The sequence below is a fragment of the Novosphingobium sp. Chol11 genome, from assembly GCF_945870625.1.
Lineage (GTDB): Bacteria > Pseudomonadota > Alphaproteobacteria > Sphingomonadales > Sphingomonadaceae > Novosphingobium.
Genome location: NZ_CAMBTS010000162.1, coordinates 1 through 3,944, shown reverse-complemented (window position 1 = coordinate 3,944; position 3,944 = coordinate 1). Strand labels below are relative to the sequence as shown.

Below are 3,944 nucleotides of genomic sequence, written 5' to 3'. Positions count from 1 at the left end.
GGCCATCCATGCTGGCCTCCTGCCCAGCCAGCAGGATGAATCAGATTTTCAACGCCGCTGGAATCCTTCGCGATTCAGAGGCTGTGGAAAACGCTCTAGTGCTCGACGCGGTGTTCTGCGGGCAGGGCGGATTGTTCCAGAACGAAATTATCTGGAAGCGGACGGGGCATCACAGCCCAAGAACATCATTTGGGCCGGTCCACGACACAATCTTCTATTATACGAAGTCCCAAGATTCGCTGTTTAACATCGTTCGCAAGCCTTACATGAAGGGGCACGTTGAAACTCGATATAAGCGACAGACGGACGGCCGATACAAGTTCAGTTCGGGCGGCAATGTCCTGAAGGGAGCGGGTTGGACCGAAGGCTCGTCAGGAGAAGTCTGGCGTCGCTTTGACCCAAAGCGCACCAATCGTCACTGGGCGGTGCCTTCGTTTTACGAAGAACAGATGCCCCCCGAATACAAGCAGTTGAATTCGATCGAAAAGCTGGACGCCCTCTATGAGTATGGACTCGTTGAAGACGATGGAAAGTCCGCTTGGCCTATCATGGTTCGTTACCTTGATGAGCGCGATGGAACGGCCATTAATGACGTGTGGGCTTATCAAGCATACACGGAAGGCACAGTATTCGGGACAAAAGAGGGCATTGATGAAGATGTGAAGCCTCTTGGTCCCACCGACCCTGAACGCCTTGGCTACCCAACGCAAAAGCCTGAGGGCCTCCTCGAACGCATCATCCGCGCCTCGTCCAACGAAGGCGATACCGTGCTCGATGCTTATTGCGGGTGCGGGACCACGGTGGCGGTGGCGCAGCGGCTGGGGCGGCGGTGGATCGGGATCGATACCACGTATCAGTCGATTGCGCTGATCCTCAAGCGTCTGGAAGACAAATACAAGGACGACTACCCCGCCATCGAAGCCGATCTTCTGCTCGACGGCGTGCCGCGCGATATCGACAGCGCCATTGCGCTCGCCAACCGCAAGGATGACAAGACGCGCAAGGAGTTCGAAAAGTGGGCGGTGCTTACGTTCTCGAAAAATCAGGCGCGGATCAACGAGAAGAAAGGCGCGGACGGCGGAATCGATGGCATCGCCTATTTCCTCATCGACAAGGACACTAACGGCAAGGCGATCCTGCAAGTGAAATCGCGCCCCGGAACGCGCAGCGACCTTGCCACGCTGAACAGCGACCGGCTGCGCGAGAAGGCCGAGTTCGGCTTTCTCATTTGCACCAGTCTGCCGACCAAGCCGATGCGCGACGAAATTGCGGCGGCGGGCAAGTACAAGCACCCGATGCTGGAGCGCGAGGATGACCGGCTGCAAGTGATTACCGTGGCCGAGTTGTTCGATCATCCAACCAGACCGGCCAGACGGCTCGATCTACCGATGGGGCGCGTCGATGCGGTGAGAGCGGCGGCGGCGCTGGGCGATGCGGACAAGCAGGGTTCGCTGTTGTGACTTGCAATGATATCGCAATATGATATCAAACGGCTATGCGAACACTCGTCGATATACCTGATCCCCAACTACGCCGCCTCGACGTGCGCGCGCAGAGCGCCAAGCGGTCGCGCGCGTCGCTCATTCGGGAAGCTGTCGATCAGTTCCTGGGTCCCGACGATGTGCTTTCGATCGATCAGGTCTTTGGATTGTGGGGGGATCATGCGCTAGACGGGGTCGAGTATCAGCGACGGATACGCGCAGAATGGGATCGCGATTGGGATCCTGATTGATGCCAGCGCCTACCTTGTTTGATTCGAACATCATAATCGACGCGTTGAACAAGCACCAACCAGCCTTTGAAGCCATTCAAGAGTTTGGTGCGAACGGGACGGTACTTAGCCGGGTGAGTTGGATCGAAATTCTGGCAGGTGCCGAACCCGATCACCTGCTGGCGACCGAGGCTTATCTGCGTGGATGCACGATTATTGAACTGACGCCAGAGATCGCAGCGCGTGCCGCCGAAGTGCGGCGCAAGACCCGCCTGAAACTTCCCGATGCGATCATTTGGGCAACGGCATCTATCACCGAACGCCGGCTGATCACCCGCGATATGAATTTCCCAGCGCATTGGCCTGGGATACACCATCCCTACGTCTGGTCGCATAACAAGGCTTAGTACCCCATGTGCGGAATCATTGGAATTGTCGGCAAGGATCAGGTGGCGGACCGTCTGGTCGATGGCCTGCGCCGGATGGAATATCGCGGGTATGACAGCGCAGGCGTGTGCATGGTCGAAGATGGCCAGCTGATCCGGCGGCGCGCGCAGGGCAAGCTCAGCAATCTTGTGCTCGAACTGGCGCGCCATCCCGCCCCCGGCATGACCGGCATCGCGCATACCCGCTGGGCCACCCACGGCGCGCCGACCACCAGCAATGCGCACCCGCATGCCACGGGCGAGCTGGCGCTGGTGCACAATGGGATCATCGAAAACTTCAAGCCGCTGCGCGAAGCGCTGATTGCGCGCGGGCGCACCTTCGAAAGCGAGACCGATACCGAAGTGGTCGCGCATCTCGTGTCCGAACTGGTCGAGGCGGGCCAATCGCCGCGCGATGCGGTGAAGGCGGTATTGCCGCAATTGCGCGGTGCGTTTGCGCTGGCGATTGCGTTTCGAGCGCACGACGACATGCTGATCGGCGCGCGGCTCGGCTCGCCGCTGGTGGTGGGCTTTGGTGATGACGAGACGTATCTCGGCTCGGACGCTCTCGCGCTCGCCCCGCTGACCCAGCGCGTAACGTATCTGGAAGAGGGCGACTGGGTGGTGATCACCCGCGCCGGGGCCGAGATTTTCGATGCGGCGAATAATCCGGTGAGCCGGCCCATCGTGGCCTCGGGCGCGACCTCGGCGGCGATCGAAAAGGGCAATTATCGCCACTTCATGCAGAAGGAAATTTTCGAGCAGCCGACCGTGGTGGCGCAGACGCTGCGCAGCTACCTTCGCCGGATCGATCAGACCGTCGCGCTGCCGCAGATCGATTTCGACCTCTCGAAAATCAACCGCGTCACCATCGTCGCCTGCGGCACCAGCTTTTATGCCGCGATGGTGGCGAAATACTGGTTCGAACAGTTTGCCCGGCTGCCGGTCGATATCGATGTGGCGAGCGAATTTCGCTACCGCGATCCGGTGCTGGAAGAGGGCGGCCTTGCGCTATTCATCTCGCAGAGCGGCGAGACCGCAGACACATTGGCCGCGCTGCGCCATTGCAAAGCCGCCGGGCAGACCATCGCGGTCGTGGTCAACGTGCCCACCAGCACGATGGCGCGCGAGGCAGACCTGCTGCTGCCGACGCACGCCGGGCCGGAAATCGGCGTCGCCAGCACTAAGGCGTTCACGTGCCAGCTTGCCGTGCTCGCCGCCTTGGCCGCGCACCTGGCGGTCAAGCGCGGTAGGCTCAGCCATGCGGAAGAGGCGGTGATCGTTGGCCATCTGGTCGAAGCGCCCGCCGCGCTCAATGCTGCACTGGCGCATGACGAGGAAATCGCGGCGATGGCGCATCTGATCGCGCCGGCGCGCGATGTGCTCTATCTCGGGCGCGGAGCCGATTATCCCCTCGCGATGGAGGGCGCGCTCAAGCTCAAGGAAATCAGCTATATCCACGCAGAAGGCTATGCGGCGGGGGAAATGAAGCACGGGCCGATCGCGCTGATCGACGAGGCGGTGCCGGTGATCGTGCTCGCGCCATCGGGCCCGCTGTTTGAAAAGACCGTCAGCAATATGCAGGAAGTGCGCGCGCGCGGCGGCAAAGTGGTGTTGATTTCAGATGCCGCCGGGATCGCCGAAGCGGGCGAAGGCTGCCTTGCCACCATCGAAATGCCGCGCGTCCACCCGCTGATCGCGCCGCTGGTCTATGCCGTGCCCGTGCAATTGCTGGCCTATCACGTGGCCGTGGCCAAGGGCACGGATGTCGATCAGCCGCGCAATCTGGCGAAGTCTGTGACGGTGGA

General features: G+C 60.8%; 4 protein-coding genes. All 4 read left to right on the top strand.

The annotated features are described in order from the left end of the window. The coding region (locus Q0O40_RS15555; RefSeq protein WP_295531978.1) for a DNA methyltransferase at positions 1–1,460 on the top strand (1,460 nt) is incomplete at its 5' end. 35 nt (positions 1,461–1,495) lie between these two features. Beyond that, on the top strand, positions 1,496–1,732 hold the full coding sequence (locus Q0O40_RS15550) for a CopG family transcriptional regulator (protein WP_295531975.1): 237 nt from the start codon (positions 1,496–1,498) through the stop codon (positions 1,730–1,732). 14 nt (positions 1,733–1,746) lie between these two features. Beyond that, positions 1,747–2,118, top strand: coding sequence for a PIN domain-containing protein (locus tag Q0O40_RS15545; RefSeq protein ID WP_295531973.1), 372 nt, complete (start codon positions 1,747–1,749; stop codon positions 2,116–2,118). Positions 2,119–2,124: 6 nt separating this feature from the next. After that, positions 2,125–3,944, top strand: a 1,820-nt coding sequence (gene glmS, locus Q0O40_RS15540; protein ID WP_295531970.1) for a glutamine--fructose-6-phosphate transaminase (isomerizing), incomplete at its 3' end; no start/stop codon positions are given.